Here is a 23922-nt window from a genome sequence, read left to right on the forward strand (position 1 = left end):
TACCCACGTGTTACTCACCCGTCCGCCGCTAACATCAGGGAGCAAGCTCCCATCTGTCCGCTCGACTTGCATGTATTAGGCACGCCGCCAGCGTTCGTCCTGAGCCAGGATCAAACTCTCCGATAAAGTAGTTTGACTGACTACGCACATCACTGTGCGATTCATTTAAAAATGAATTAACAGGTACGTTTTGTCTTGTTTAGTTTTCAAAGATCATTCAATAAATAATGGAGCGGGTGATGAGAATCGAACTCACGACATCAGCTTGGAAGGCTGAGGTTTTACCACTAAACTACACCCGCGTGGTATTTTTATTGGCGCGCCCGAGAGGAGTCGAACCCCTAACCTTTTGATCCGTAGTCAAACGCTCTATCCAATTGAGCTACGGGCGCTTATCAAGCGACTTAACTATCATACTATCATTTGATGTTGAAGTCAAGAAGTTTTTTAAAATGTTTTTTTGAAGTTCGAAGTTTTTTAATTCGACCTTACTTATTATACACATTTTCGAAAACTTGTAAACACCTTAGAAAAACTTTTTTGTTTTTCGTGTTGTTGTGTGCTGTTCATCAGCGACGTTTAATAATATACCATGTGTAATTTCTGTGGTCAACACTTTTTCTATATTTTTTATTGAATTCTTTTACGGGCTTAGATATGCGTATATTTTACCTCCCTTTACAAAGGATATAAGAAATCAATCACTAGAAAAGAAATGAGGCGTGTTATGTATTACTACAAAGAAGAACTGATAAATATCATTAAGCCGGACAAACCAGACCCCGCAGCCGCTAAGGTGCTGCAGGAAATATTAGGCGGACATTACGGTGAAATGCGTACGATGATGCAGTATTTTTTCCAAAGCTCTAATTTCAGAGGAAAACAGAAACAGTACCGCGATCTGCTCCGTGGCATTTTTTTAGAGGAGATTGCCCACGTTGAACTGGTGCAAAACACAATTAATGCTTTATTAGATGAATCAGGCGGTGCAGGTGTCGGCAGTCAAGGTGCAGATCAGGCACCACTTGATGAAGCGATTAAACATGCTAATCCTCATCATTATATTATCGGGGCGCAAAGTTCCCTTCCTGTTGATGCAGGGGGCAATCCGTGGAATGGGTCATGGGTGTATAACCACGGAAACTTAATCACCGACCTGTTGGATAACTTGCTTCTTGAGTCAACAGGAGTGCTGCAAAAAACAAGGATATATGAAATGAGTTCTAATCAGACGTTTCGGGAGACACTTGCTTTTCTGATTGTACGCGACAATGCTCACCAGAATGCATTTGCCAAAGCGCTCGAGACATTGGGCGTTGAGTGGGCTAAGCTCTTGCCTGTGCCAAATTACGACATTAATAAATATCCTGAGTGCAGAAAATATGTCGAATTAGGCTATCACAATGCACAATTTAATTTCAGATTGGATGAGACAAGAATCGGCGAAATCTATCAAGGGACATCTCCGAGCAGAAATGGCGGAGAGTTACAAGTAATAGAGCCTCCGGCAGGGTTCCCTGTACCAATGCTTCCGGAAATACCAAATGAACACAGTCCTGGGTTAGGCGATATGAATGCCTGATTAGAGTATAAAGGTGCTCAAGAAACTTCTTGGGCACCTTCTTAAAGTGTGACAATGCATCGTATTTATTCAACGATAGGCGTTAAAGAATCACCGTTCCATATCTCTCCCTTATTGAGTGTCCAGCGATCATTATATAAAGCTGAAGCACCCTTATTTTCAGCTGGGCTCCACACATCATTCCAAGCCAGAAAGTAAATCGTTTTAGGATATTTTTGTTTTATTGCATTGATCAACAGGCTGTAATCGAAGCTGCCGTTTGCTGTTTGCGGGCCGACTTCTGTAAAGGCAAATGGTTTATTAAGCGCTGTTAGCTGATCGTAACCGTCAATAGAATATGCATCTTGAAAATAAGCATCTAATCCGACAATATCCACGTAAGATGCACCCGGGTAAAAATCGGTTTTAAAATCTCGGTTGGCGTCGGGAGAGTAGACCCAAAGCAAATGATCAAGTCCTCTTGTATCGGTCATATAATGATAGATTTTCTTGTAGAGCTGTTTATATAGAGAGATTCTTTCATTATCCTTTTGATTATATGATGTAAGTCCCCACCAAAACCATTCACCGTTCATTTCATGCAGCGGCCTGAACAGAACAGGCACGCCATGATTCTCCAGCTCTTGAAGTCCGTCAGCAATTTTGCTGAGCATGGCATTCAGCCGCTTCCCTTCTGCTGTTGAAGAATCTAATATGTTTTTATACTGCTCATTAGTAATCGGAGTTTTAAAATGTCCTGACTGAAAAGCCGGATTTGCCAGATGCATACTGATTTGCGGGATTCCTCCGCTTTTCCAATACGAAAGTAAATCGCTGTTGCAGCTTACATCTATTGAATCTTCAATATTTGTCGTTTCAAGCCACCCTCTGGCATAATCACAGCCGTAAATAGCAGGTGATTGTCCGGCAGCGCTTCGGATTCTTTCAGCCTCAGTCATAGAGAATGTGTCATGACTGTACCCTCCAAACGCTCCGGAAAGGACTTTGTTTTCTGTTCGATTCGGCAGATGAGCCAGCCAATTCATCACTGATTTTGTTGTCTGCTGTGCATTTGGATTTACAGGCGACACAGTATGCGCTTCAATCGGTTTTGCCAAAACAGCAGACGCTAGTAAAAAGAAAATGAGCAAAGAGATCGTATGTTTCTTAAACAAATGTCATTCCCCCGTTCATTAAGGATGAGATATCATCAACTCACAAGTTCCTTCTATTGAAAACTCGCCAAAATGCGCAGGCAAAATAAAGTGTGAGCCTTCATTACACTCATACTGAATATCATTATTTACGATTCGTCCTGATCCGTTCAGAACACTCCCCAGCAAATAGGTTTGATGAGAAGGAAAATCTGCTCGGCCGCTAATCTTCCATTTGTACACTGAGAAATAATCCGATTGTACATAAACAGTGATCACCGCGTTATCAACTTCTTTCACTTCCGGTGTATGCACTTTATCGTTATGCGGTATCGTTATGACTTCCATGGCTTTTTCTATATGAAGGGTTCTTTTTTGGCCCTGGTCATTACAGCGGTCATAATCGTATACACGATACGTTGTATCAGAGTTTTGCTGGATTTCAAGGACAAGGGTTCCCTCACATAAAGCATGGAGCGTACCGCTTGGCACATAAAAGAAATCTCCGGGCTTGATTTTGATGCGCCTCAGCAGCCCGTTCCAATCGCCGCTTTCCATTCGCCGTTTAAAATCTTCCTTTGTGCTTGCGTGATGGCCCAAAATCAGTTCTGCGTCTTCTTTGCAATCAATAATATACCAGCACTCCGTTTTCCCAAGATCACCGTATTCGTGCAGCATCGCATAATCATCATCAGGGTGTACTTGCACGGAGAGATCCATATTGGCGTCAAGCAGCTTCACCAGCAGCGGAAACACCTTTCCATCTGGAAAACCAAAAACCTCCGGATGATCCTGCCACACTTGGTCTAGTGTCATTCCTGCCAGTGGGCCGTTTTGAACAGCCGACGAGCCATTGGCATGTGCAGAAACAGCCCAGCACTCACCTGTTTTTTCTGAAGGTATCGCATAGCCGAAGGTATCACGAAGCGCTGTTCCACCCCATATCCTTTCTTTAAAGACAGGCTCCAAAAATAAAGGGTGCTTCATGACCGTACCTCCCCAGATGCTGTTTCTGCTTGTAAGGCCTGATCAGCTAAAATAAGCGTGCCGATGATTCCGGCATTCCTGCCTAAACGGGGAGGAACGATATACGAGCTTATCGATTCTGATAATTCAGAAAAATTCAAGTAGCTGTTCATTATTTTCGGTACGTATTGATAGATATAAGGAAACACTTGTTTCTGATTCATGACGCCGCCGCCAAGAATGATTTTTTTAGGTGCAAGGATCAAAATATACTGAGCCAGCGCTTGGGCAATATAGTACCCTTCCAGTTCCCAAACTTGATTGATATGTGCTAAATCAGCAGCTTTTTTTCCCCAGCGTGCTTCTATGGCAGGACCGGAAGCCAAGCCTTCAAAGCAGTCCTTATGATATGGGCACTTCCCTTGGTATACGTCATCCGGGTGCCGGCGGATATAAATATGGCCCATCTCTGGATGTGACAGTCCCTGAAGAAGCCGGCCCTCTACAATTGCCCCTGCACCAATGCCAGTTCCAATCGTCATATACAGGCAGCTGTCGAGGTCCTTCGCTTCACCGAAAAGGAATTCCCCCAACGCCGCAGCATTGACATCCGTATTAAATCCGACTGGGATTTTCATTTCATTTTTTATGGTTTGCAAAAAGGGATAGTGTCTCCAGCCCGCTTTCGGCGTAGCCGTAATGGTTCCGTATGTTTTATTGGTTTTATCGGTATCTACAGGACCAAAGGAGCCGATGCCGATGGCCTGCAATGAGAATTGGCGAAAATATTGAATCACTTTCTCTATCGTTTCTTCCGGCATCGTTGTAGGAATCTCTACTCGGTCAATGATCGTTCCATCTTCTTTACCGACGGCACAAACAAATTTTGTGCCGCCTGCTTCAATACCGCCAAGCATGCAGATGGCCTCCTTGTTATCTCCACGATCAGCGCCGAATGTTTACCGAGGTGACAACAAATTTGTCATGCCGATGACGTGAAAAGGAATATTCAAATGGAATGCCGTTATCTAAAAAACCCACATGTTCGACCTCCAGAATTGGATCATCCTGTTTGCAGCCCAGATGCTGCTGGTCAATATGATCAGATTTGCAGGCCCTGATTTTCCGATGCGTTCCGGCGATTTTGAGCTGCAGCTCGTTTGTGATGTGGTTGTAGATCGAATCATGAAGGACATCATCATTAATGCCCGGTATTAAATGAGTCGGCATGTAAGTTTTTTCCAATACATATGGTTCTCCCTCTACAATCCGCAGCCGAACGACATAATAAACGGGTGTTTTCTGATCAATAGACAAATGGGCAGCCACTTCCTCTGTGGGAAATTGCACTTCAAACTGAATGACCTTGCTTTTGATTTCCTTATCTTTCAGCAAGTTGGTTAATCCGAGGATTTCATTACTCACCACATGGACATGGTCATCCTGTATCGCTGACTGAATAATAAACGTGCCGTGGCCTCGTTTTCTGAACAGCAGCCCTTCTGCAACTAAATTATCCAAGGCTCTTTTCATCGTCATGCGGCTTGAGTTGAACTCTTTGGCAAGAGAAACTTCATCGGGAATCGGCTGATCGATCGGATAAACGTTATTTTTGATTCTATTTCTCATTTCATTTGCAATGATTTCGTATTTATTCATTGGTATCCTCCGGCAGCGTTAGAGTTTGATATCACATAAGCTTTTACGGATATCATAAGTTCTTTTCCCTATTTCATCAATGTTGCGGCTGTTCGTGATCTCTATTCATCATGATGATTGCCGGAAGACCTGTACATCTAGAAACCGTGTTGCTCAGCAACCTTTTTGAACCAATTTCCGCTCTTTTTGACGGTCCTTTCTCCGTCTTTCTCGAGATTGACTGATACAAACCCATAGCGGTTTTTATAGGCATTTGTCCAAGACCAGTTGTCCATAAACGTCCATAAATGATACCCTTTTACGTTTGAGCCTTCCTGTATGGCACGGTGAATCCATTTGAGGTGCTCTTTGATAAATTCAATCCGGTAATCATCTTGAATAATGCCTTGTTCATCCCTGAAGCGTTCTTCGCCTTCGACTCCCATGCCGTTTTCGGAAATAAAGCACTCGATGTTCCCGTAGTTTTCTTTTAAATTGATCAAAATATCATAAACGCCTTTTTCATAGATCTCCCAGCCGCGATGCGGATTCATTTTGCGGCCCGGCATGACGTAAGGATCAAAATACCTGTCCGGCAAAAAAGGAGCGTCGGGATTTGGAAGATGTTCTTTTGCTTTTACACGTCTCGGCTGGTAATAATTCACGCCCAACAGGTCAACCGTATTGTGTTTGATGACCTCAAGATCTTCTTTCTTATAGTCAGGCACAAAGCCTTCATTCTTCAAAATGGCAACCAGCTCTTTTGGAAATTCACCTTTGACAGATGGGTCTAAAAAGGATCTGTTAAAAAACGCGTCAGCTATTTCCCCTGCTTTCACATCTGCCGGATGGCTGCTTCTCGGGTATGAAGGCGTCAAATTTAAGATGATGCCGATTTTTCCGTCCTGCTTCATCTCCCTGTAAGCCTGAATCGCACGGGCACTTGACAGCATCGTATGAAAACCGACCTGGACGGCCTCTTTAAAATCCACCTTGTTTGGATAATGAAAATCATATAAGTATCCGCCTTCTACAGGCACGATCGGTTCATTATGCGTGAACCATTTTTTCACCCGGCCGCCAAACAAACGGAAACACGTTCTTGCATAGTTTTCATAAGCGGCAACCGTTTCTCTGTTTACCCAGCCGCCGATTTTTTGAAGCTCCATCGGCATATCAAAATGAAACAAATTGACAAAAGGCTCTATTCCGTTAACGATCAACTCATCAATGACGCTATGATAAAACTCCGCGGCTTTGGCATTGAGCTCGCCTGTTCCGTCCGGTATTAAACGCGACCAGGAAATCGACATCCGGAACGAATTGTGGCCAAGCTCCTTCATCAGCCTGATATCTTCTTTATACTTGTCGTAAAATTGAGATGTGGCTGCGGGTCCGACATGATCAAAAAAACGATGCGGCTCTTTTTCAAACCAATAATCCCATATATTCTGCCCTTTTCCGTCTCTATCGGCGGCACCCTCCGTTTGTGTTGCTGAAGCGGATGATCCCCACCAAAAATCTTTCGGAAAACGATATTGTTCTGTTTGTGTCAAGGTCTCTCTCCCCTTATGTCACATTTTAATACTGTTATCATTTTGCTGAGCTGTTTCCTGAACAGCCTGTTCTTTTTCTTTTGCCAGATTTAATTTATCCATTGCTTTTAGGAACGGAAACCATATCACGAAGACAATCAGCAGATTGACAAGCTGCATCACGCCCCCCATGATCGAGTTCGTCGCCATGATGCCATTAATAAATAATGGAACTGTCCATGGCACCGTAACACCAGTCGGAGGCGGAACGAGCCCCGCTGACATGGCCAGATAGGTGACGAGCGTAACAACCATCGGTGCCAACACCCAAGGAACAATAATGATTGGATTCATGACAATCGGAAGCCCAAAGATAATCGGTTCGTTCACGTTAAAAATACCGGGAGCGAGGCCAAGTTTTGATACTTGCTTCATCTGCCTGCTTTTCATGAATATGAGAATGGTAAACACAATCGCAAGTGTCATCCCTGTACCGCCCATCCCTACTGTATAAATCTCCATAAACGGTTTTGAAATAATATGTGGAACTTCTTTTCCCGCTGTGTAAGCAGCAAGGTTTTCTACCTGCAGTGTATTCCAAATCGGGTCCATCACGGAGTTGATAATGATCTGTCCGTGCAGACCGAAAAACCAGAGGATTTGAATAAAAAACACCGCAATCAGCGTCGGAATGATACCGCTTCCAAGTCCGACAAGCGGAGCCTGAATCGCATGATAAATGACATCGTGCATATTTGTTTTAAAAAGCAGCGTCACCAAAACATTAATCAGCAAAAACACGGTCAATGTAATAAATGCCGGAATAAGTGCGGCGAATGATTTTGCTACAGCAGGCGGAACACCTGCAGGCATTTTGATCGTCAGGTTTTTTTGAACGATTCTTCTGTAGATTTCACCAGAAAGAAATGCCGTAATCATGCCAAGAAACATCCCTTTTGCACCGAGACGGTCGACCGGGATAACGCTTGTAATGGCATCCCCTGTTTCCGGCTGAACGACAAATGGCGTTAAGAGCAAAAAGGAAACCAAAGCGATTGCGCCGCCAAATACAGCTTCGACCTGATAGCTTTTTGACAGGTAATAGCCTATCCCGAAGACAACAAAGACAGACATAATGCCCATTGTCGCCGTAGACGCAATGCCGAAATGAGACTGAAACGCCGTAAGCATTGAAGCATTCATGATTTTGTTTAAGAACGGCAGGTTCGTCAACACCACAAAAATGGACCCGAATATCGTAAGCGGGAAAGCCAGCATAAATGCATCACGCAGCACTTGCAAATAGCGGTTATTGTTTAACCTCCCTGCAATTGGAACAAGGAATTGGCTGATTTTCTCGAACACCCTATCCACCCCGATTATTTATAGATTCTTTGTTTTAAAGAGATCAAGCAGCTCTTTCACTAGTTCTTTCATGGTCAATGTTGACATCAAATGATCCTCCGCATGCATGAGCAGTAAGGAGAAAGCGGCTGCTTCTCCGCCGGATTCTTTCTGTATCATTTGAAAGTGAATATCGTGGGCTGCGGATAAATCATGCTCAGCCTTGGCAATGAGGGCATCAGCCTCCTCCTTGTTCCCTTCCTTATAGGTGCGCAGTGATTGTATGATGGCGCTGCGGGCATTGCCGCTGTGCAGGATAAGCTGAAAACTGATTTGTTCGTCAGTTAAATTCGTAATTTTCATCTGTTCCATTATTGATTCTCCATTAAGGACAATGCCTGCTCATATGCTTTTTTGCCATCTGCCATTCCGTAGGCCATCATGTCAATGACTTCAACCTGAATGTTGTATTGATCTGCCTCTTTTTGCAGTTCGCTTTTCAGAAAGCTCATTTGCGGGCCGATCAAAACAGCATCCGCCTTTTTCATGTCTTCTTTCGCCTTATCCTGGCCGACAGCCCAAATCTCTGCTTCTTCTCCGATGGATTGTGCATATTCCTTCATTTTTGTCACCAGTAGACTGGTTGACATTCCAGAGCTGCACGCAAGTAAAATTTTTTTCAACTGCTATCCCCCCTTGTGATTAAAACGCTTACAATTGTTATTATAGTCATTTATTTTTAAATGTCTATACTTTTAGAAAATAAATATAATCATATATTTTCAGAGTTCATCGCTTTGTAAATTTTTCTATGGAAGATTCATTCATAATGTGATACACTCATCAACGGAAACGAATCAATTAAATAGCTATTATCACTTGTATAACCTCAATAATATGGTTTGAGGGTGTCTACCAGGAACCGTAAAATCCTGATTACAAAAATTGTTTATGACATTTTTTGTAATCAGGATTTTTTTTATTTATCAAAACATTTATGTAAAGGAGTTTGTTATGAATTTTAAAGTTTTCCTGCTTGCAGCTTCTACGATCGCAGTCGGATTGGTTGAGTTAATTGTGGGAGGAATTCTTCCTCAGATCGCAAATGATTTAGACATTTCCATTGTCTCAGCCGGGCAGCTGATCAGTGTGTTTGCGCTGGGATATGCAGTGTCAGGGCCGCTGCTTTTGGCATTGACTGCGAAGATTGAGCGAAAGCGTTTATATTTAATTGCCTTATTTGTTTTCTTCCTAAGCAATCTTGTGGCCTATTTCAGCCCTAATTTTGCGACGCTGATGGTGTCAAGGGTATTGGCTGCGATGAGTACGGGGCTGATTGTTGTTCTCTCATTAACGATCGCCCCGAAAATTGTAGCGCCTGAATACAGAGCGCGCGCAATCGGAATTATTTTTATGGGATTCAGTTCTGCTATCGCATTGGGCGTGCCGCTCGGAATCTTAATCAGCGATTCCTTCGGATGGCGCATTTTGTTCCTTGGCATCGGACTTTTGGCGCTAGTCTCCATGCTGATTATTTCAATCTTCTTTGAAAAGATACCGACGGAGAAAATGATTCCTTTCCGGGATCAGCTCAAGACGATTGGCAATCTAAAAATCGCGAGTTCACACCTCGTCACGATGTTTACATTAGCGGGGCACTACACGCTATACGCTTATTTTGCACCGTTTTTAGAAGAAACTCTTCACCTGAGCTCTTTCTGGGTCAGCATTTGTTATTTCCTTTTCGGGATATCTGCTGTATGCGGAGGCCCTTTCGGAGGAGCGCTTTCTGACAGGCTTGGTTCCTTTAAGAGTATTTTGCTGGTGACCGGTTCCTTTGCCATCATTATGTTCTTACTGCCGCTGTCAACATCGTCTATGTTTTTCTTTTTGCCTGTCATGGTGATTTGGGGACTTCTGAGCTGGAGCCTCGCCCCCGCTCAGCAAAGCTATTTAATTGAAATTGCACCAGATTCGTCTGACATTCAGCAAAGCTTTAACACGTCTGCCCTCCAAGTCGGGATTGCCCTTGGCTCAGCGATTGGCGGTGTTGTTTTGGATCAGACGGGTACTGTTGTCTCAACGGCATGGTGCGGCGGTTCAATTGTCATTATTGCTGTCCTGTTTGCCTTAATTTCTTTAACAAGACCTGTTCAGACAGCAAAAAAATCCTCCTTGTAAAAGGAGGATTTTTTTATGATTTAGCTGAAAGCTCGTCTTCTGTGACCCATTTGTGGTTTTTCACTTTTTCACCGCTAGTTGTCGATGTATAGTCAACCATGTATACGGTTGTTTTTTCGGCGGAGTCGATCTCGGCTGTTGCTCCCTTCATGCCTTTCATATGAGAAGCCTCTAAGATCACCTGATCTCCGGGGTTTAATGTTTTATCTCCCGCATCTTTGATCTCTTCTTGGATCACCCATTTGTGATGATCCACGCGCTGTCCTCCGTTTGTCGGAGTGTAAGAGACAACATACGCCGTTGTATCATAGGCGCCTGTCACTGTAGCTTCGGCACCTTTCATGCCTTTCATATGAGATGTATTGATGATCACTTGGCTGCCTACTTTATATTTCGGATTTTTAGATTCCTGTAATCCCTCTGGAACATCAGTTGATCCGGAATGCTCCATTTCTTCATGTGATGAGGAATTTGAATGATTTTCATGAGTGTTTTCTTTCGTGCTATTGTTATTGCCGCATGCTGATAAAACAAAAACAAGAGATAACATCAGAATTCCCAGTGCTTTTTTAGAGACTTTCATGTTCATTCTCCTTTGCTTCATTTTTCACTGTAATTTTCCCTCATACCATAAAACCGCATATCTGCAAGCAAACATGCCCTCTCGATAATACTATACCCCCGAATGGTATGTAAATACGCTGATATTCTCATAAAATGTTCCCGCAGTTTGTCCTATTCCCCTTGCTTTGCATGGCCAAACATGGAAAAAGCCGCTGTTACGCGGCAATTAGTGATGTAACACTTTTATATACACACCTTTTTTCGCTTTTTGATAAGCGGCCTCTCCCATTTTTCTGACGTTTTCCGATACAGCTGAGGCTTTGACCCATTCGTCATGATGAAAAATGGATGGATCGATGAGGCGCATTTTCTTCTTTTGATGGAAATCGTACTGGATGTCATCTTCTTTTACTTGAACGCGGGGATGAATAGGTTTAAGCAAGCTCAGTACTTCTTCATTTTTTGAGGCATGCAGGATGTTGAGTACCTCTTGATCCGTTTTCAGCAAGTCTTCTGCGGATATGACATTGTGCCGCAACGCAGCCTTCAACGTTCGTGCTAAATATTCATATCCAAATACATTCACGGGATGCAAAAAGAAATCAATCACTTCCTTGTAATACACCCCGACAAACCATTCGGCGGCTTCGATACCGTCCGGAAACATCCTACCGTTTCTCACAATAAGATGATCCAAAAAGGTTTGCGCTTCGTGCAGACTAATGTGGCCATATCGGTACATATCGCGCAGCGTATAGTCTATCCGATCGGCACAGAGCTCCGGTGCGGGCTGTTCGAGCAATGTCCATCTCGTATCGTCTGATAGAAGTTCTTCGGCATCATAACCGTGTTTTTTTAGAATTCCCGGAATCTCAGAGTGAACAATGACTTGTTGAAAGATGTTTTCATGATAGTCTTCCGATACATTTTCAAACACAACATCAACCACATGGGAAAAAGCCGTGTGTGACACATCGTGGAGCAGGCCTGCTATCTGTTCCTCTATTGTTCCTCCTAGCTGTTTGATGAGGAGCATCACGCCGATGGAGTGCTCATACCGAGTCACATCCCACTTTCGATTGACTAAAAAACTTGCTCCGCCTTGATAGATTCCTTTTAATCTTTGCACAGGAGCGCTCTTGATAAGCTCTTCCAGCACTCCGTCTATATCGTGCTGTCCGTAAATGTCATCGTTGATTTTCATGCCTTCACCTCTACATCTATTTTCTTATTGTTATTTATTGTATATTGATAGTACACATGCAATCTTTCAATAGAGGAGTGTTACGATGATCATCATCCGAAACAATGAATTACCGAAACAGATGATGGCCGATTTTTTTGCCAAGCATTGGGGTACACCCGAGATGGTGATTTCCAGCGGCATTTTTCGTTGTAATGAATTAGATGGTTATGCCGCTGTAGATGAGAGCGGCGAAATCATCGGTTGTATTACATACGTGATAGACGGGAAAGATTGTGAAATTATTTCATTAGATAGTATCATTGAAAAGAAAGGGTTTGGCACTGCTTTACTGCAGCAGGTTGAAGAGACAGCTAAACATGCACATTGTCATCGAATCAAGCTTATCACAACGAATGATAATGTACATGCAATGGCGTTTTATCAAAAAAGAGGTTATCAATTCGCCGCATTGTTTCCGAACGCAGTTGAAAAAGCGCGACAAATCAAGCCAGAGATCCCTGTGAAAGCTGAAAACGGCATTTTGATACGGGATGAAATCCTTTTCTCAAAGATAATCGCTGAAAACGAATAGGAGTTTTTTATGTCCAGTCATTATAAATACCCTCTCATTTTCACCTCTTCCCTATTATTCGCTTTCTGCTTGATCTTTTTTTCCTATCAGCTGATCCATCATGTGCGATTGGAGTACCCTAAATGGCAGGGAGAAAGCAAAGATCGAAATTGGGAAGCAGTGTTTTCCAAACATGAAGATGCACCGAATGAATATAGCGGCAATCTTTATTGGATCGGAGATACAGATAAAGCAGACAGCACCTATATGGAATCACTGATTGTAAAAAAGGATGATGAGGTTCTGCTGAGCTCTGATACAGAAATCCCCATACGAGATTACTCTGGCGGGACTTTTTGCGATGGAAGCGCAAAAGAGAAGTCCGTTTCTTTTTTAGAGCGATTAGATGAACATGAGCTTGAAGGCCATGAGATTACGATTGAAGTGAAGTGGAAGCAAGGTGATCATTATTCCGCAAGTCAGTTTACGCTTAATGAAAAAACCTTGTTTGACTAAAAGCAACAATAATTTATCAGGAGCGAAATTTAAAAAATACAAATTAAAAGGCATAACATATTTCATATAACTAATAGGTTATGCCTTTCTTCTTTGCAATGACATATCATTCATTCCTAAAGCTATTTTATTTTTTTATTTCCGCCAAAAAGTGGAGCAGTTAGCCTTGTCTCGAATATTAAATTCAATCATTTTTTCAAGTAGCGGGTAATCAACTGGGCCATTCCAAGGGATACGTATCAGCTGCTTGGTATAGTCATATCCGGCCTTTACAATATCATCCTGTACATGCCTTATCGTCACACTTTCAGGGGCGACAGCTAAATGCTTTTTAGATACACTAAAGCCAATAATAAATGTACCATGATCCGTAAACATTGGTTGATTCCATTTTATTTCTGTATATAAATTTGGATATTTATTTTTTATCCAAGTCAACACTTCTTCCGTTCTTTCTCGGTGGAACGGGTCATCAATCCCCGCTACATATTCAGAAAAAACATCCATGTTGTTCCCTCCTCAAATAAAATGATACCGTTCAGAGAAGTTCATTAAAACTCCAAACGGAACCGACCAGACACGTACTTAAACAATCCTATTTCCAAATGTAATACTTAAAAGAATCCTGATTGTTCAAGAAGTAAGCGGGTTGTTTCTATGTGACTATAGCAGTTATCAGTCCGCCTCCCCACAGCCAGTATCTGTTCCTTCAATTTATTTCTTTAGTACTATTGCTCTTTCCTTCTAAAACTTCTCATAAAAGAATAACCATTATTTAAGGGTGTCCGTTAATTATTCTTGTAAATCCAATCTTTAAAATCGATTAATACTAGCTTAACACTTGAAAAATATAATGAGGTTGTCTTTCAGATTTATATATTTCTAGGAGGTTATCCAGTTGAAAAAATTCCCGAAGAAATTACTGCCTATTGCGGTTTTATCATCTATTGCGTTCAGCAGCTTAGCCAGCGGCAGTGTGCCTGAAGCCAGCGCCCAGGAAAAGAAAAAGGGGAATCAAAACGAAATTAAAAATGTGATCGTTCTGATTGGTGATGGTATGGGTGTGTCCTATACGTCTGCTCATCGTTATTTAAAAGATAATAAAAAGACAAAGTTTGTAGAGCCTACCGCTTTTGATCAATACCTTGTCGGCCAGCAAACGACTTACCCTGAAGATCCAGAACAAAACGTAACAGATTCTGCATCTGCAGCAACGGCTATGTCTGCCGGGATCAAAACATATAACAATGCGATTGCGGTGGATAATGACGGTTCCGAAGCCAAAACGGTACTTGAAGCGGCAAAAGAAAAAGGAAAATCAACAGGACTTGTGGCCACTTCAGAAATTACACATGCCACTCCGGCTTCTTTCGGTTCACACGATCACAGCCGAAAAAATATGAACTCGATTGCCGATGATTATTTTGATGAAATGGTCAACGGCAAGCACAAAATTGATGTCCTTCTAGGCGGAGGAAAAAGCAATTTTGACCGCAAGGACCGCAATTTGATCAAGGAATTCAAAAAAGCGGGTTACAGCTATGTGGATAACCGCAAGGACATGCTGAAGAATAAAGACAGCCAAGTTCTCGGACTATTCGCGGACGGCGGCCTGCCTAAAAAGATTGACCGCACGAAGGATATTCCTTCATTAAAAGACATGACAAACACAGCAATTAAAAAATTAAGCAAGGATAAAGACGGTTTCTTCCTCATGGTGGAAGGCAGCCAGATTGACTGGGCGGGCCATGACAATGATATCGTCGGCGCCATGAGCGAAATGGAAGACTTCGAACAAGCTTATAAGGCGGCTCTTGATTTCGCCAAAAAAGACAAGCATACATTGGTTGTCGCAACGGCTGACCACTCAACCGGCGGATATTCCATTGGTGCTGACGGCATCTACAACTGGTTCAGTGAACCCATTAAAGCCGCAAAGCGCACACCTGACTTTATGGCAGAAAAAATCGCTGACGGCGCAAATGTTGAAAAAACATTAAAAACGTATATTGATCAAAAGAAATTAGCTTTAACTGAATCAGAAATTCAATCTGTTGAAAAAGCCGCAAAAACGAAAGAAGTGCTTGAAATCGATAATGCGATCGAGGAAATTTTCAATAAACGCTCCCACACCGGCTGGACGACAGGCGGACATACTGGTGAAGATGTTCCGGTCTATGCGTACGGACCGTCTAGCGAGGACTTTGCAGGCCAAATTGATAATACTGAAATTGCCAAAAATGTTTTCAACGCTTTACAATACAACATTAAGATTAAAGATAAGTAAAAGAATACAAGGTGTCCCGTTGCTTGTATGAAGTAACGGGCTCTCTTATTAATGGAGGAATCATCATGAGAGGAATTCTTTCGATCTTCGTTTTTATCGTCGTGCTCGCGGGCTGCTCATCGAACGCCAATACAGAAAAACAAAGTGCTGGCGGAGAACAAGCGGTAAAAGCCACACCGCAAAGCACATCAACTCAAAAAGACAGCATAGATGAGTATCAGCCTAATTCCCAAGTAACCGATGACCGGTCATTGCTGAAGGCGGGCCAAACGTTTTCTGATGACAAGGGAAAAGCTGTTTTAAAGGATATCAAGCAAGTGAATCAAACATATAAGATTGGCGACGTGGAGTTAACAGTAAAAGAAATGAAGCTGATCCATTTGCGCCCGGACTACAGCATGATTGATTACTTTCATGTGTTAACACACGATGAAGAATTTGATTTCGTTAAGGTCTTTGTTGACATCAAGAACACATCTTCAAAGAAAGTAAATGTTGCGCCGATTGCCTTGATGAAAACAAATACAGGGGAAACTTTTGATTGGAACAAAGATATTTATCTTGAAGAGTTAAATGGCGAATTGGAAGGCGGAGCCGAAAAGTCCGGAAATCTCGGCTTTATTGTGAACGCATCAAGCGGCCATGCTCATGACGAAGATGCTGATGATAAGAAGAAAGCAAAAGAGATCAAGTGGATCGAAATTACAACAAGTGACGTCTTTGACCAAAATCATAAGAAAATCAGTGATGCTCAAAAGATCAAAATCAAGTTTTAAATGATGAACTCCCGTACCTGGTACGGGAGTTCTTTTCTTATCTGTTTTTTTGGCGAATCAATTCATCAATCCGCTCCATCACTTCATCCATGTCCATACACTCTTGGAAGCTTTGATTGATTTTTTTAATGCCTTCCGTATATTGATCATGATGTAAAACCGCCTCTACGCCCTGTTTTAATTTTTGTACATCGACTTCATCTTTAGAGATGACATAGCCTGCATGGAGTTCAGAAAGGCGCTGCGCCACCATCGGCTGATCCTTGTCATGAGGCATTACAACCAGAGGCACGTTGAAATGAATTCCTTCATTTACGCTGTTCATTCCGCCGTGTGTAATGAAGACATCAGCTTGCTCCAGCACTTCCAGCTGAGGGACATACGGGGCGATGATAAAGTTTTCCGGCGCCTGCTTTAATTTGGTCAGATCCGCTTTTTCTCCGGCAGCGATGACGACTTTTCCGTTAAAGCCAGAAAATGCATCAATACAGAGGTTGAAAAATTCCTCCGTATTGTCCAGAACAGTCCCCATTGAAATATAAATAACCTTTTCATCTTTTAACTGTTCAATCGGGAAATCTGTTTTTTCCGCTCTCTTTGGAAAGCTGGGGCCGATAAACAAACATTCATCCCCAAAACGATCGCTTTCAGGCTGAAAATAACGGCTTGTATACACTACATTCAATTCCCCTTTATTGTTCATGAATTGAACCAGATTTTTCGGGGCAACACCGTACGTTTCTTTCATTCTTTCTAAAAGATCTTCGCACTCTTGATCCAATTCAAGCGGCGCTCCAGATTCCGGATGCAGCGGCAGGATTTTCAGATGCTCTTCGCCAAACAGGAAGGACGCTGATGAAGAGACCCCTGGAATATCTAAGAAATCCCTCACCAATTCACCCGCACCGAATTTATCATAATACACAAAATCAAATTGAATGTTCTTTGATAAGTCTTTCACAATATGTAAAATGTCCAGCGAGGTTTTGATATGGATTTTCAAGAAATCAAGAATGCCATTGGGCGAACCGATATGAATAGGTGTTGTTCGCAGCAGATCCTGGTGAAGATGGACAGTTGCTCCCGCCGCTTCTAATCGTTTTTTATATTTTTCAGTGGAAATATAGTGGACATCATATCCCTTATCGGAAAACGCTTTTGTGATGCCTAAGGTAGGATTCACATGGCCTTCCGCAGGAAAATTTAAAATCAATACTGTCTTCATTTTGACAACTCCCTCTCATATCGTATTCTGAAACTTTGTTTGATCAGACTACACTACTAATCGTAAAATGGGGACGTATCGCCATGCAAGGGACAAATGATTGAACAATTCTGCTGCTCTGGACTTAAATCCAAAAAAGACACCGAGCTTTGGTGTCTTTTTTATACCTTTCTGATCGTAAAAAATTTCCGCAGAAGCCACGGGCCTGGCGTGAAGCCCAAGGTTAACTGCCAAGCGCCTATGGCTTGCAACCCGTATTCGCGGACGATCAGCATCTTCTGGCTCATGCTCCTGACATCTTCAAACCATACCTCATGCGTTCGCCCCTGCTGATCTCTGTACCGGAAAAAAGGTGATTGATATTCGGTTGAATATTGTATCGGGCTTTGGTACCTCATCGCTGTTTCGATTGCGTTTTGATTTGAAATGGCTGAAGCAACTGTGCCCGGCTGGTAAGGGATGATCCAGTCGTATCCGTAGAGCGGGACTCCGATAATGATTTTTCTGCTCGGCACCTGCGCAATCGCAAACTCAATGGTTCTCCTGATCTCAGTAATCGGAGCTACAGGGCCCGGCTCACTCCCGGCATGATGCCAATCATAAGCCATGATAAACATATAATTGACAACCGCTCCAATCCCTCCGTAATCGTAGCCTCTCAGCCATGGAATATTATCGCTTGTTTTTGCCGGAACAGCTATCGTCAGCACATAGCCTCCAGCCTGAAGGCGATCTCTCAGCTGACGTAAAAAACCAGTGAAAAGATCCCGATCTGCGGCGCTCACCTGTTCAAAATCGATTGTCACACCCCCATATCCCCTTGTGGAAACTAAGTAATAAATATTGTTGACCAGGTTGGTTCTCGCTGTCGGATTATTCAGGACTTGGTGAACGAGTTCTGTACTGAACCCTGCCGATGTAAGGTTGGTTATGGTGGCCAGCGGTGTCACTCGCCTTTGCCATGTTGTCTCAATAGCGGCCGCATCATCTAACTGGTTTGCAATGTCGCCGTTAGGTGCAATATGGTATTCGAAAATCGAAATCGAAGACGAGTATGGCGCATAATCATTGATTAACGCCCGGTCGAGCTCAGGACTTCGGAGAACATAAAAGCTTAACGTACCCGCAATGTAATTTGAGATAGATGGAATCGTTATTTTCATTCCTGCCTGTAAAGCATTTGGGCTGATGCCCGGGTTTGCGGTCCGCAGCCGCTCTAGTGGAACAAACGCTTTTGCCGCAATGGCGGTCAGCGTGTCTCCCGGCTGAACGGTATATACATAAAGAGGGATAAGGAGAGCCTGCCCCGGCACTATATTCGTTTCATCTAAACCATTCACACCCCGGATTTGATCAACAGAAGCACCGTATCTTCTGCCTATGGAAAACAGAGAATCACCAGGCCCGACGATATGGATAAACATGTTTAACCCCCATTATTCATTAGTCAATCCATCATAAAATCTTATTAATCGGTTTCCTTATATATGTTGGTGAACACATAAAAAATACCAAGGGGTCAGCTCCCCCTTGGTTCCGGATCACGCATATCAATTCTCTTTTCCTTCTTCAAGCACACGCTTCAAATGCTCACAGTCATGATTGAAATGAGCCATCACATACTGTTTGGCTGCTTCTTTGTTTTTCTTTTTCACTTCTTCAAATATCTTGCGGTGTTCACTCAGGATCGTTTCTGCACGGTGGTCACCAGTATAATTAAGGATTCTGCAAAAGTGAATCAGATCATTTACATGCTCAAGCAAATTTTTCAAATGTCTGTTATGGCTAAAATCGACAAGCAGCTCATGAAACCTTTGGTTTAAACTGATGATTTCCGTATCTTCCGTTCCGTTGTGAATGGCTTTTTCTGTTTCTTCAAGCTGTTTTTCAAGTATGGCAAGCTCTTCCTCATTCGCTTCGTCTATGACTAACTCGACTGCCAGCTGCTCCAGCGGGATTCTGATTTTATAAATCTCATCTACATCTTTTGCCGTTAACGACGTGATAGAAAATCCATTTCGGTCATCTGCTTTTAACAACCCGTCTTTCTCAAGCAGCCGCATGGCTTCCCTTATCGGAGAGCGGCTGACGCCAAAGCTTTTCGCCAGCTGTGTTTCGTTTATCCGTTCCCCCGGCTTAAAAGTCCCGTTGAAAATCATTTTTTTCAGCTGGTTATAAAATTGCAGGTAGTAAGGAGTCGGTTTGTCTAATTTAAAATCGTCCATATATAATACCTCTTTTGAATATATTCAGGGGCTTTTCTTCATCAAAATCATATAACAGATGGTAATGGGAAGCAACAAACTGCCTTGTCAGATCTCAGAATTTGAGGTACGATATGTTTGCTGAACGACGGTCGACGGACTACTGGCAACTGTTTTACATCGCCAATAGGACACCATACCTCCGCCAGAATAGCGCACTTATTTTATTTGATCTTTTCAATGGAGGAAAAAATATGCTCATCATTTTTGTTATGTTTCTTCTCGGTATTATTTTAGGCTTTATTGGTGCCGGAGGAGCAGGCTTTGTCATTGCACTTTTAACTCTTCTCTTCCACGTCCCGATTCATACGGCTTTAGGCACTTCCCTCGCCGGGATGGCTTTCACCAGCTTATCAGGGGCGTACAGCCACTATCGTGAAGGGAACATTCAAATGAAAATCGGCTTAACAGTCGGATGCTTTGCTGCGGTCGGCTCATTTTTCGGCGCCAAGCTGACATCTTTCATTCCGGCTGATTTGCTTCATTACTTGACGGCTGGGATGTTATTTTTATCAGCGATTCTCATTTTAATCAGATTGTTTCTTTTAAAAGAGAAGGCACAAGTGAATCAAAGCACTCTTTCAACGTATACGAGAGCGGTCATCTTAGGAATTGTAGCCGGCGTTCTTTCCGGCACATTCGGCATCGGGTCAGCGCCTTTTATTCAGATCGGTTTAATGATTATGCTGAACCTGTCCATCCGCCATTCTGTCGGAACGACGATGCTTGTAATCATCCCTCTCGCGGTAGGAGGAGGCATCGGATATATCACAGAAGGATTTGTTGATTATGTATTGCTGATCAAGGTTCTGGTCGGCACAATGTGCGGTGCCTATGTAGGCGCGAAATTCACCAACCTTATGCCAAAGGTGGTCCTGAAATCGGCCATCTTTTTGACCCCGGCGATTGCGGGCCTGCTGTTGTTATTCTAATAAGACAAAAAAACCTGACATATTGTCAGGTTTTTTATTTATTGGTTCTGCTCTGCTCGTTCTTTCGTTAATCCAAAAAACGCCAGCGAGCCGATGACAGCTGTCACAAACATGATCGCTCCCATCGGGATGGCTGTTGTCTCATTAATGCCCACAAGCGGCGACACGATCGAACCGAGGAGCAGCGGCAGCATTCCTAGCAGCGCACTTGCACTTCCGGCACGATGCCCCTGCTTCTCCATGGCCAGCGTAAACGTGCTGGTCAGAACCATGCCAATTGTAATCATGTAAATGAAAATGGATATGACTAATGTGGCAAGAGGGCCGTGAATCATGGTCATGGTCAAAAGCACAGCAGTCGCAATCATAGCCGTAATGACCGCCATGCGAAGCAAGTTCTTTTCATGAATGATTCCGCCAAAGCGCCCGATAATAAAACTGCCCGATATAATTGCCAGGCCGTTAATGCCGAAAAGAATGCTAAACACCTGCGGAGACACCCCATAGATATCCTGGTATACAAATGGTGTACCGGATACATAAGCAAAGCTTCCCCCGTGAATAAATCCGACAGTTAACGCGTACCCCATAAAGGATCGATCCTTCAGCAGGCTGCCCATCGTTTTAACAGATGTACCGATTGAGCTTGGAATCCGTTTTTCTGGCGGCAGCGTTTCTTTTAATCTCAATGCAATCAGAAGAACAAGTAAAAATCCGATAATCGTTAACACATGAAAAATCGTATGCCACGTTGCAAATGGCAAAAGCAAAATGGCACCGCCTGTCATAGGCGCAACCATTGGCGCAACAGCTGTAATGACCATTAACAGCGAGAAAAATTTAGAAAGCTCTCTGCCTGTAAATACATCGCGAACGATGGCACGAGACAGCACAAGCCCTGCGGAAGCGGTAAACCCCTGTAAAAAACGCGCAGCCACTAATGTTGTAATATTGGGCGATAGCGCACAAAACAGAGAAGATAATGCAAATAAAAATATACAGATTAATAGCGGTTTCCGTCTTCCCTGCGCATCACTGACCGGCCCGACAATCAGCTGGCCGATGGTAAGCCCGACCAGACAGGCTGTTAAACTTAACTGTACAAGTGAAGCACTTGCTGATAAATCATCCGCGATTTCAGGAAAACTCGGCAAATACATATCTATATTAAGCGGGCCCAATATAGCAAGCATGCCGAGCAGAAACGCCAATGCCAAGCGTTCTTTTCCAGTTGGATTGTGCAGCATGTTATCAAACCTTCCCTTCAACCTAGTCCCTTATATAAAATGGATGTCAACTCCAACGATGGATTGAAGCTGTAAAACATTTGTATATTGTATCATAACTTTCAGTCTGTGAAAGCCGCTTAAAGCTTGAACGAAAGACACAAAAAGATCAGGATCTGCTGCCCTGATCTTTTGAGTTCCGTTATAGCTCTGTTCTATGCCCATAACCGCAAACCCGCCATAAGAAGAACACCGCTGATCACAGTAATGGATAAACTTTTCGTTTTCATCGCAATCAAGAGAGTCGGGATCAGGATGACGGCTACAGGCCAATTCAATTGAAGAGAATCATTTGACTGAATCATACAATCCTTTACGACAAGTGCTGTCAATATACACACCGGCACATAGGATAGCCACTTGAGGACGGGCTCCGGCAAAGTGATATTCCGAACAACTAAAAAGGGAATGACGCGGGGAATCATCGTGACCAGCGCACAGCCGATAATCACCATCAAGATGTATGTATTGACACTCATTTATCAGTCACCACCCCGATTGTTGCTACGATGACCGTTGATATGATGACAGCAAGATGAGACGGCATAAAGAAAGAAAAAACAACCATGGCAATCACCATATAGATAATGAGAGATACATAATGTTTAAGCTTCGCCGGCACAACATGTTCCAGTTGAAGAACCAGCAGCGCTAAAAACATAGCCGTCACCGCAAAATCAAGTCCGAACGATTCCGGATCGGTAATCCACTTGCCAAAAACAGCACCTGCCACACAGGAAAGCACCCAGCATGCATACGCAGTAAGATTTAAACCGAACATCCAGCGGTCGTTAATCGGCTCTTTTTTAACAATCTTATTTGAAGCAACACCGAACGATTCATCTGTTACCATCATGCCGATCCCTACATTTTTCGCCAGTGAATACTTTGAAAAATGAGGAGCAAGCGCGGCACTTAGTAGAAAATTCCGCAAATTCACAATAAACGTTGTCAGAATAATGGCTGACATTGGGCTGTTCGCCGCTAACAACGCACACATAATGAACTGGGCGCCGCCTGCAAAAACCAATCCTGACATTAACACAATTTCCATTACGCTTAAATGCGACGCAACCCCCACGATTCCGAGAGCCAAGCCTACACTGATGTAACCGACCAGCGTCGGAACACAATCTTGAAATCCCTGCAGGAATGTTGGCTCGTCAGTTTTTGCATGAGTCATTTCTTTTTCAGATATCATTCTGTTCTCCTCCTCGTCTAACATATTATACACACGTATGTTATAACTGACAATAGAATGTGATAACAGACTTCCATATGTTATAATAAAGCGAATATGGACGTAAGGAGATACATGTATGGATGATATCCAAGCCATTATCGCAATGAATCTAGTCAAACTTAGAAAAAACAGAAACCTGACCCTTGATCAAGTTTCTGAATTAACGGGTGTCAGCAAAGCGATGCTCGGACAAATCGAAAAAGGGAAATCAACCCCGACTGTCACCACGCTATGGAAGATCGCAAACGGGCTTCAAGTATCCTTTTCTGTATTTCTAAAAGAAGACAAACCAAAAGTTAGAAAAATCAACCTGCAGGATATCGAACCTGTTACAGATAATGAAGAAAACTACAGCGTCTACCCTTTTTTTCCCTACAATCCTGAAACAAAGTTTGAAATTTACGTTGTGGATCTGAAACCTGGATGTATACATGAAGCAAAAACACATTTAGGAGAAGAATATATTTTAATTAAAGAAGGCGAATTAACAGTCATTCTGCAGGGTCAGGAGCATATGCTCGCTTCCGGAGACGCCTTGCAGTTTACAGGGTCAACCCCGCACAGCTACATCAATTCATCTGAAGAAACAGCCAGTTTTTTTCTGCTGATGTTTTATCCTGAGCCGCAAGGGTGACAAAAAACCTCTCAGCTTAAATTGCTGGGAGGTTTTTCATATGTGCAAATGGCTTGCAA

General features: G+C 43.0%; 25 protein-coding genes, 2 tRNA genes, 1 rRNA gene and 1 riboswitch. Of the genes, 8 read left to right on the plus strand and 20 right to left on the minus strand.

Features of this window, described 5'->3' with window-relative positions; all coding sequences use genetic code 11:
* The 3 genes from KHQ79_RS17240 to KHQ79_RS17250 form a co-directional block, all read right to left on the minus strand.
* A 16S ribosomal RNA gene (locus KHQ79_RS17240) occupies positions 1-126 on the minus strand; the annotation flags it as partial.
* 102 nt (positions 127-228) lie between these two features.
* Positions 229-302, minus strand: a tRNA-Gly gene (locus KHQ79_RS17245).
* Between the two features lie 13 nt (positions 303-315).
* Positions 316-392 (minus strand) — tRNA-Arg (locus KHQ79_RS17250).
* Between the two features lie 335 nt (positions 393-727).
* Here KHQ79_RS17250 and KHQ79_RS17255 point away from each other — a divergent pair.
* Positions 728-1582: a manganese catalase family protein gene (locus tag KHQ79_RS17255; RefSeq protein ID WP_003240648.1), complete on the plus strand. Its 855-nt coding sequence runs from the start codon at positions 728-730 to the stop codon at positions 1580-1582.
* A gap of 65 nt (positions 1583-1647) precedes the next feature.
* Here KHQ79_RS17255 and KHQ79_RS17260 read toward each other — a convergent pair whose 3' ends face one another.
* From KHQ79_RS17260 to KHQ79_RS17295, 8 genes are all read right to left on the minus strand, one after another.
* Entirely contained in the window at positions 1648-2736 is a 1089-nt protein-coding gene (locus KHQ79_RS17260; RefSeq protein WP_003240646.1) for a glycoside hydrolase family 26 protein, read from the minus strand.
* 18 nt (positions 2737-2754) lie between these two features.
* Positions 2755-3702 (minus strand): mannose-6-phosphate isomerase, class I, encoded by a 948-nt coding sequence (gene manA / locus KHQ79_RS17265; RefSeq protein ID WP_225516284.1) that lies wholly within the window; start codon positions 3700-3702, stop codon positions 2755-2757.
* Positions 3699-4598 carry an ROK family protein gene (locus tag KHQ79_RS17270; RefSeq protein WP_225516286.1) on the minus strand — a complete coding sequence of 300 codons (900 nt, stop codon included), beginning with the start codon at positions 4596-4598 and terminating at the stop codon, positions 3699-3701. Before KHQ79_RS17270 ends, manA begins: the two co-directional genes overlap by 4 nt.
* Before the next feature lie 28 nt (positions 4599-4626).
* Positions 4627-5340: a transcriptional regulator GmuR gene (gene gmuR, locus KHQ79_RS17275; protein WP_019257632.1), complete on the minus strand. Its 714-nt coding sequence runs from the start codon at positions 5338-5340 to the stop codon at positions 4627-4629.
* A 137-nt stretch (positions 5341-5477) separates the two neighbouring features.
* Complete coding sequence (gmuD, locus tag KHQ79_RS17280; RefSeq protein WP_225516288.1) at positions 5478-6875, minus strand: 6-phospho-beta-glucosidase GmuD; 1398 nt, start codon at positions 6873-6875, stop codon at positions 5478-5480.
* An 18-nt stretch (positions 6876-6893) separates the two neighbouring features.
* Positions 6894-8219, minus strand: coding sequence for a PTS cellobiose transporter subunit IIC (celB, locus tag KHQ79_RS17285; protein ID WP_225516290.1), 1326 nt, complete (start codon positions 8217-8219; stop codon positions 6894-6896).
* A gap of 18 nt (positions 8220-8237) precedes the next feature.
* A complete protein-coding gene (locus KHQ79_RS17290) occupies positions 8238-8570 on the minus strand; it encodes a PTS sugar transporter subunit IIA (protein ID WP_003240634.1) in 333 nt (110 codons plus the stop codon).
* Positions 8570-8881, minus strand: a complete 312-nt coding sequence (locus KHQ79_RS17295; protein ID WP_003240632.1) for a PTS sugar transporter subunit IIB — start codon at positions 8879-8881, stop codon at positions 8570-8572. The genes KHQ79_RS17290 and KHQ79_RS17295 overlap by 1 nt, the downstream gene beginning before the upstream one ends.
* Positions 8882-9057: 176 nt before the next feature.
* A riboswitch (purine riboswitch) is annotated at positions 9058-9157 on the plus strand.
* 55 nt (positions 9158-9212) lie between these two features.
* Here KHQ79_RS17295 and pbuE point away from each other — a divergent pair.
* Positions 9213-10379, plus strand: a complete 1167-nt coding sequence (pbuE, locus tag KHQ79_RS17300) for a purine transporter PbuE (protein WP_060399991.1) — start codon at positions 9213-9215, stop codon at positions 10377-10379.
* A 13-nt stretch (positions 10380-10392) separates the two neighbouring features.
* Here the strand turns inward: pbuE and KHQ79_RS17305 are convergent, their stop codons facing one another.
* Together KHQ79_RS17305 and KHQ79_RS17310 are read right to left on the minus strand one after the other, a co-directional pair.
* Complete coding sequence (locus KHQ79_RS17305) at positions 10393-10962, minus strand: YdhK family protein (protein WP_225516292.1); 570 nt, start codon at positions 10960-10962, stop codon at positions 10393-10395.
* A 207-nt stretch (positions 10963-11169) separates the two neighbouring features.
* On the minus strand, positions 11170-12147 hold the full coding sequence (locus tag KHQ79_RS17310; RefSeq protein ID WP_225516294.1) for an HD domain-containing protein: 978 nt from the start codon (positions 12145-12147) through the stop codon (positions 11170-11172).
* Between the two features lie 85 nt (positions 12148-12232).
* Between KHQ79_RS17310 and KHQ79_RS17315 the strand changes: the two genes are divergently transcribed.
* Entirely contained in the window at positions 12233-12721 is a 489-nt protein-coding gene (locus tag KHQ79_RS17315) for a GNAT family N-acetyltransferase (protein ID WP_060398038.1), read from the plus strand.
* 9 nt (positions 12722-12730) lie between these two features.
* Positions 12731-13216, plus strand: a complete 486-nt coding sequence (locus KHQ79_RS17320) for a DUF4944 domain-containing protein (RefSeq protein WP_148983354.1) — start codon at positions 12731-12733, stop codon at positions 13214-13216.
* Positions 13217-13351: 135 nt separating this feature from the next.
* On the opposite strand, the gene KHQ79_RS17325 is transcribed toward KHQ79_RS17320, so the two are convergent.
* On the minus strand, positions 13352-13723 hold the full coding sequence (locus tag KHQ79_RS17325; RefSeq protein WP_225516296.1) for an iron chaperone: 372 nt from the start codon (positions 13721-13723) through the stop codon (positions 13352-13354).
* Between the two features lie 391 nt (positions 13724-14114).
* Between KHQ79_RS17325 and phoB the strand changes: the two genes are divergently transcribed.
* A complete protein-coding gene (gene phoB / locus KHQ79_RS17330; RefSeq protein WP_100275930.1) occupies positions 14115-15503 on the plus strand; it encodes an alkaline phosphatase family protein in 1389 nt (462 codons plus the stop codon).
* 65 nt (positions 15504-15568) lie between these two features.
* A complete protein-coding gene (locus tag KHQ79_RS17335; RefSeq protein WP_225516298.1) occupies positions 15569-16279 on the plus strand; it encodes a DUF4352 domain-containing protein in 711 nt (236 codons plus the stop codon).
* 37 nt (positions 16280-16316) lie between these two features.
* Here the strand turns inward: KHQ79_RS17335 and KHQ79_RS17340 are convergent, their stop codons facing one another.
* The 3 genes from KHQ79_RS17340 to KHQ79_RS17350 form a co-directional block, all read right to left on the minus strand.
* Positions 16317-17504, minus strand: a complete 1188-nt coding sequence (locus KHQ79_RS17340; protein WP_225516300.1) for a glycosyltransferase — start codon at positions 17502-17504, stop codon at positions 16317-16319.
* Between the two features lie 161 nt (positions 17505-17665).
* The gene (locus KHQ79_RS17345; protein ID WP_100275928.1) at positions 17666-18928 is read right to left on the minus strand and encodes a glycoside hydrolase family 18 protein; all 1263 of its coding nucleotides are present in this window, start codon (positions 18926-18928) and stop codon (positions 17666-17668) included.
* Positions 18929-19054: 126 nt separating this feature from the next.
* Positions 19055-19729, minus strand: coding sequence for a GntR family transcriptional regulator (locus tag KHQ79_RS17350; RefSeq protein WP_003240615.1), 675 nt, complete (start codon positions 19727-19729; stop codon positions 19055-19057).
* 233 nt (positions 19730-19962) lie between these two features.
* On the opposite strand from KHQ79_RS17350, the gene KHQ79_RS17355 reads away from it, so the two are divergent.
* On the plus strand, positions 19963-20700 hold the full coding sequence (locus KHQ79_RS17355) for a sulfite exporter TauE/SafE family protein (RefSeq protein WP_019257618.1): 738 nt from the start codon (positions 19963-19965) through the stop codon (positions 20698-20700).
* A gap of 38 nt (positions 20701-20738) precedes the next feature.
* Here KHQ79_RS17355 and KHQ79_RS17360 read toward each other — a convergent pair whose 3' ends face one another.
* The 3 genes from KHQ79_RS17360 to KHQ79_RS17370 form a co-directional block, all read right to left on the minus strand.
* The gene (locus tag KHQ79_RS17360; protein ID WP_003240613.1) at positions 20739-21947 is read right to left on the minus strand and encodes a Bcr/CflA family multidrug efflux MFS transporter; all 1209 of its coding nucleotides are present in this window, start codon (positions 21945-21947) and stop codon (positions 20739-20741) included.
* A 194-nt stretch (positions 21948-22141) separates the two neighbouring features.
* Positions 22142-22465 (minus strand): AzlD domain-containing protein, encoded by a 324-nt coding sequence (locus KHQ79_RS17365; RefSeq protein WP_019257616.1) that lies wholly within the window; start codon positions 22463-22465, stop codon positions 22142-22144.
* A complete protein-coding gene (locus KHQ79_RS17370) occupies positions 22462-23187 on the minus strand; it encodes an AzlC family ABC transporter permease (RefSeq protein WP_003240610.1) in 726 nt (241 codons plus the stop codon). Before KHQ79_RS17370 ends, KHQ79_RS17365 begins: the two co-directional genes overlap by 4 nt.
* Positions 23188-23305: 118 nt before the next feature.
* Here KHQ79_RS17370 and KHQ79_RS17375 point away from each other — a divergent pair, with 118 nt between their 5' ends.
* Positions 23306-23863, plus strand: a complete 558-nt coding sequence (locus KHQ79_RS17375) for a helix-turn-helix domain-containing protein (RefSeq protein ID WP_003225384.1) — start codon at positions 23306-23308, stop codon at positions 23861-23863.
* Positions 23864-23922 lie beyond the last annotated feature (59 nt).

Origin of the sequence: Bacillus sp. TSO22 (assembly GCF_020223595.1) — a bacterium.
GTDB lineage: Bacteria > Bacillota > Bacilli > Bacillales > Bacillaceae > Bacillus > Bacillus inaquosorum.